The sequence below is a fragment of the Streptomyces sp. SID5910 genome, from assembly GCF_009862125.1.
In the GTDB taxonomy this organism is placed as follows: Bacteria; Actinomycetota; Actinomycetes; order Streptomycetales; family Streptomycetaceae; genus Streptomyces.
In genome coordinates this window covers 1-5,130 of record NZ_WWHX01000237.1, presented here as the reverse complement: position 1 = coordinate 5,130, position 5,130 = coordinate 1, and the positions used below count along the sequence as shown (strand labels likewise).

Sequence of the window (5,130 nt, the reverse complement as noted above, 5' to 3'; positions counted from 1 at the left end):
GCCGCGCACTTCCCCGGCGTCAACAACACCACCGTGTGGAGCGACCCGAAGGCCGGCAGCCACATCGACTTCGCCTCCTTCGCGCACTTCGCGCGCACCGCCGAACGGGCCAAGTTCGACTTCCTGTTCCTCGCCGAGGGCCTGCGCCTGCGCGAACAGGGCGGGCAGATCTACGACTTGGACGTCGTCGGCCGCCCCGACACCTTCACGGTCCTCGCCGCGCTCGCCGCCGTCACCGACCGGCTCGGCCTGACCGGCACCATCAACTCCACCTTCAACGAACCGTACGAGGTGGCCCGGCAGTTCGCCTCCCTCGACCACCTCTCCGGCGGCCGCTCCGCCTGGAACGTCGTCACCTCCTGGGACGCGTTCACCGGCGAGAACTTCCGCCGCGGCGGGTTCCTGCCGCAGGAGGAACGCTACTCCCGCGCCCGCGAGTTCCTGGCCACGGCGAACGAACTCTTCGACTCCTGGCGCGGCGACGAGATCACCGCCGACCAGGCCGGCGGCACGTTCCTGAGCGACGCCAAGGCAGGCGCCTTCGTCCATCAGGGGCAGCACTTCGACATCCACGGCCGCTTCGACGTCCCGCGCTCCCCGCAGGGCCGCCCGGTGATCTTCCAGGCCGGGGACTCCGAGGAGGGCCGCGAGTTCGCCGCCGCCGACGCGGACGCCATCTTCAGCCGGTACGCCACCCTGAAGGAGGGGCAGGCCTTCCACCGGGACGTCAAGAGCCGCCTCGCCAAGTACGGCCGCCGCCCCGAGGACCTGCTCATCCTGCCCGCCGCGACCTTCGTGCTCGGCGACACCGACGAGGAGGCCGAGGAGCGGGCCCGCGAGGTCCGCCGGCAGCAGGTCAGCGAGGCCACCGCCCTGAAGCACCTGGAGTTCGTCTGGAACCGGGACCTGTCCGGCTACGACCCGGAGGGCCCGCTGCCCGACATCGACCCGGACGTGACCGGCGAACACATCGCCCGCGGCCGCGCCCAGGTCCGGATGTACCGCGACCCGCTGGCCACCGCCCGCGAGTGGCGCGAACTGGCGGCGGCGAACGACTGGTCCATCCGCGACCTGGTCATCAACACGGGCAACCGCCAGACCTTCGTCGGCACCCCGGCCACCGTCGCCCGCACCATCAACGACTTCGTCCAGGCCGACGCCGCCGACGGCTTCATCCTCGTCCCGCACATCACCCCGACGGGCTTGGACGAGTTCGCGGACAAGGTCGTCCCACTCCTCCAGGAACAGGGCGTCCACCGCACCGACTACAAGGGCACCACCCTCCGAGACCACCTGGGCCTCACCCACCCGGACGCCCTGCACACGGAGGAACGCGCGGCTTCGTAAGTCGCTCGCCGCCACCCTGACCGGGCAACGCTCCACCCCGGTCAGGGCCGACCTTGTCGCGTCGCGCCCAGCGACACGGACCGAGCAGGTTCACTCGTAGGTGTCACTCCCGCGGATTCACCTGACAACCTGTCACCCCGCCACAACACTTCCTTCACGCTGCCAATGTGACGGGAGACCCCATGGCCAGTCCCTACATCAATGCCCCGCTCGTCCCTTCCCGGCCCCGCATGTTCAACTCCGTTCCGGCCAAGGTGATCTGGACACTCGTCCCCGTCGTCACCGTCAGCCTTTGTGCCGCGGTTCCCTTCGTCGTCGCCGCGGTCAAGGGCGTCATCAAGCCCTGGCTGGCAGCCGCCTACGTCGCCGCCGAGATCGCCGTACTGATCGTCGCCACCGTCCTCGACCCGAAGGGCGACGAGACCAGCCCGGTCGCCGGCCTCCTCCTCGTCCTCCTGATCATCACGGCGGCCACGCATACGGCGCTCCTTGACCACGAGAAGATCACCGTCGGGAAGTAGGCTGCGCGGCACACGGGCTGCCCGAAACCGTCGGCCGGCCGCAGGGCATCATGTCCCCCCTCAGCACTACCGCCCTTGGGGGGACATGAACACCCGCACCGCCGCCGCTGCCCTCGTCGCCGCCGCGCTTCTCACGCTCACCGCCTGCTCCGGCAGTGACGACGAGGCGACGCCCGACGCTCGACCCAGTGCCACGGCAAGCAAGCAGACCCCGTCGGAGAATCCGGCCCGCGTCGCCGGTCTTCCGCCCGAGCCGGACGCCGCCGGGCGTGCCGAGCTTCTGCGGGTGCTGGCCGCCGCCAACCCGGACATCGTGAAGTACGAGGACAAGGCCGTCGACGCCGCTCGTAACCAGTGCATGGCGATCAACGGCGGTGCCGAACGGCTCGACTACTTCGCCTCGCAGCGCTTCACCTACAAGGACGTCACGACGACCGAGGCCCAGGGCAAACAGATCAACGAGGCGCTGAAGGGCATCGGCTTCTGCGAGGTCTGACCCGCACCCGTCCATGACCGGGCCCGCCGCCTCCCCCGAAGCAGCGGGCCCGGTGGGCCGGTCACGTCATCTCCCCCGGAGGTGACGTGACCGGCCGGCCCCCGGCGCCGGTCTGTGGGTGGTCGTGGCCGGGGTGCGGTGGAGCCGTGCGGTCACCAGCACATGACCGCCGTCTCGCCCGCACCCCACGAGGAGTACAGGCGCACCCGTACGACATAGCGGCGGCCCTTGACGAGACGGGCCCTGATCGTGGCGTTGCCGGGCGTTCCCCCGTCGTCGTGCCCGGCGAGGAAGCGGGGCTGCCCGCCGCGCTCCTCGAAGACCACGACGACGGCGTCGCTGTCGCCGAACGTGCCGACGGTGTACTCCCGGGTCTCCGGCGGATCGAGCCGGAAGTCGGCCTGCTCGCCCGGTCCGAGGCCGAGCGGCACCGAACGGAACGGCACCAGCGGCCCCGGCCGCCCCGCCGGCGGGTACCAGCGCAGCGCGAACTCCTTGTCGGCGGCGGAGAGCGTGCCGGGCGGGTGCAGGCCCGCGCGGTAGTGCTCCGGCTCCAGTATCAGCCCCGGCGGAAAGGGATACTCCATGATCGACTGCGGGTCCCAGACCGGGCCGTTGACCTCGTCCGTGTCGAGCTTGCGCAGGATGTTGTGGAACGTCCGCTCCCGGCTCCAGTGGTTCGGCGGCCCCGCCAGCTCGGCGTAGACGGCCTCGTCGTCCCAGAGGATGCCCGCGTACGGGCTCTGATGCTCGTGCAGCATGCCCAGCGCGTGCCCGATCTGGTGCAGGGCCGTCGCGCGTTCCCCGGGCGCGGTCAGGTCCCAGCCGAAGTTCATGGTGCGGTCGTTCAGCCCCGCCCGCAGCGCGTCGCGGCCCACCGCCGACCAGGAGCCGTCGCCGGGCCGGAAGCCGATGCGCAGTTCGGCCTCCGACCGGTCGCGGACCTCGGTGAGGACGAGCCCGATCCCGAGGTCCTGCCATTCCTGGAAGCAGTCCCGCACCACGGCCCGCTGCTCCTCCGTGCCGGCCCACGCCCCCCGCCGCGGCCGGCCCGTGCCCCGCAGGGGGACGACCGAGGTGTCGGTGTCGCCGCCGAGGAAGCAGTAGTGCAGCACCGTGCCGTCGACCCACATCCGCTGCCCGCCGGCGAGCGCGGCGTGCCGCTCGGCGGCCAGCCCCGGCGGAAACGCGGGGGCGGACTGCCGCGCGAGCGAGCAGTAGCGTGCGGTCATGGCCCCCAGCCTGCCGTCCGGCCCCGCCCGGGCACCTGAGTCGGGGGCTACTCAAGTCGCCCTGTATCAGGAATGAGTAGGCCGACTCCTGTTTCCGTGACGACTGTGACGACGACGCCTTTGACGACGAAGCCTGTGACGACGACGCCTGTGACGATGTCCGCGCGGGACGCGAAGACGCTGCCGCTGCCCTGGCCGTTCACCGGTCGCGCCGACGAACTGGAGCTGGTGCGGCGGTCCCTGGCCGCCGGACGCGGCGGCATCGTGGTGACCGGACCGGCGGGCCGCGGGAAGACCCGGCTCGTGACGGAGGCCGTCCGCGGCACGGACTGCGCCCGCGCGGCCGGGACGCCCGAGACCCGCGGCATCCCCTTCGCCGCCTTCGCCCACCTGCTGCCCGAGAGCGTCACCCTGCACCGCGCCGTGCACCTCCTGTCCGGCGTGCGTCTGCTGCTGGTCGACGACGCGCATCTGCTCGACGACTCCTCCGCCGCCCTCGTCCACCAGCTCGCCGTGCACGGCCGCACCCGCCTCCTGGTCGTCGCCACCGAGGGCGCCCCCGTGCCGGGCGCGGTGTCCCGGCTGTGGACCGGCGAGCTGCTGCCCCGGCTCACCCTGGAGCCGCTGCCCCGCGACGAGACCGCGGACCTGCTCACGGCGGGCGCGGGCACCGCCCTGGAGCCGCTCACCGTGGACCGGCTGCACCGCCTGTGCCGGGGAGACCTGCGGCTGCTGCGCGAACTGCTCACCGCCGTACGGGAACGCGGACTGCTCACCCCGGTGCCGGGCACGGACGAACGGGCCTGGCGCGGCCCGGTGCCCCTCACCCCGGCCGTGCGCGAACGCGCCGCCCACCTCCTCGACCACGCCCGCCCCGAGGAACGCGAGACACTCGACCGCCTCGCCTTCGCCGAGCCCCTGCCCCTCGACCCGGACACCCTCGACCTGCGGACCCTGGAGCGCCTGGAGGCCGAGGGCCTGGTCCGCGTCGACGACGACGGCCGCGCCCGCCTCGCCCACCCGCTGCACGGCCCCGTACTGCGCGCCGCGGCCGGCCGGCTGCGGGCCCGGCGGCTGGCCCGCACCCCGGACCGGTGCGGCCCCGCTCTGGCGGCAGAGACGGACGCCCTGAACCGGCGGATCGAGCGGGCCGACGTACGGGACATCCCGGCGCCCGTGGGGGAGTGGCTGGTGGCGGAGGGGGCGCCGGTCCCGGCCGGGGACGCGGCCGTCCGCGCCCGGTTCGCCCGGCTGCGCGGCCGGCTGAGGGAGGCGGCGGCGTGGGCCCGCGAAGGCCTGCGGGACGATGCGGGCGACCCGGCGTGCTTGACCGAACTCGCCCTGGCGGCAGCCCAGTCGGGGGAGGTGCCGCCGTCGGGCCCGTACGGCGGCCGGCCGCAGCTCGGAGCCGGTGTGCCGCGCGGGGCGACGCCCTGTCCCGCGCCGGACGGCGGCGTGGCCGCGTGGCTCGCCGCCGGGCGCGGCGACCTCGACGGGGCCGTCCGGGCGGCCGTCGACGGCAACCCCTACGACG

The 5,130-nt window shown here is 73.4% G+C and carries 5 protein-coding genes; 4 read left to right on the top strand and 1 reads right to left on the bottom strand.

Annotated features, from left to right (window positions below; translation table 11 throughout):
- From GTW67_RS08590 to GTW67_RS08580, 3 genes are all read left to right on the top strand, one after another.
- A partial coding sequence (locus GTW67_RS08590) for an NtaA/DmoA family FMN-dependent monooxygenase (protein WP_161164213.1) occupies positions 1 to 1,347 on the top strand: 1,347 nt, incomplete at its 5' end.
- 182 nt (positions 1,348 to 1,529) lie between these two features.
- On the top strand, positions 1,530 to 1,868 hold the full coding sequence (locus tag GTW67_RS08585) for a hypothetical protein (protein WP_161164212.1): 339 nt from the start codon (positions 1,530 to 1,532) through the stop codon (positions 1,866 to 1,868).
- Between the two features lie 85 nt (positions 1,869 to 1,953).
- Entirely contained in the window at positions 1,954 to 2,364 is a 411-nt protein-coding gene (locus GTW67_RS08580; RefSeq protein ID WP_161164211.1) for a hypothetical protein, read from the top strand.
- A gap of 152 nt (positions 2,365 to 2,516) precedes the next feature.
- Here GTW67_RS08580 and absR1 read toward each other — a convergent pair whose 3' ends face one another.
- Positions 2,517 to 3,596, bottom strand: coding sequence for a beta-glucuronidase AbsR1 (gene absR1, locus GTW67_RS08575; RefSeq protein ID WP_161164210.1), 1,080 nt, complete (start codon positions 3,594 to 3,596; stop codon positions 2,517 to 2,519).
- Between the two features lie 156 nt (positions 3,597 to 3,752).
- Between absR1 and GTW67_RS08570 the strand changes: the two genes are divergently transcribed.
- A partial coding sequence (locus GTW67_RS08570) for a hypothetical protein (RefSeq protein WP_161164214.1) occupies positions 3,753 to 5,130 on the top strand: 1,378 nt, incomplete at its 3' end.

Excerpts from the sequence above, each read along its gene's own strand:
- GTW67_RS08585 (WP_161164212.1), top strand. The coding sequence starts at position 1,530 with ATGGCCAGTCCCTACATCAATGCCCCGCTCGTCCCTTCCCGGCCCCGC.
- GTW67_RS08580 (WP_161164211.1), top strand. The coding sequence starts at position 1,954 with ATGAACACCCGCACCGCCGCCGCTGCCCTCGTCGCCGCCGCGCTTCTC.
- absR1 (WP_161164210.1), bottom strand. The coding sequence starts at position 3,596 with ATGACCGCACGCTACTGCTCGCTCGCGCGGCAGTCCGCCCCCGCGTTT.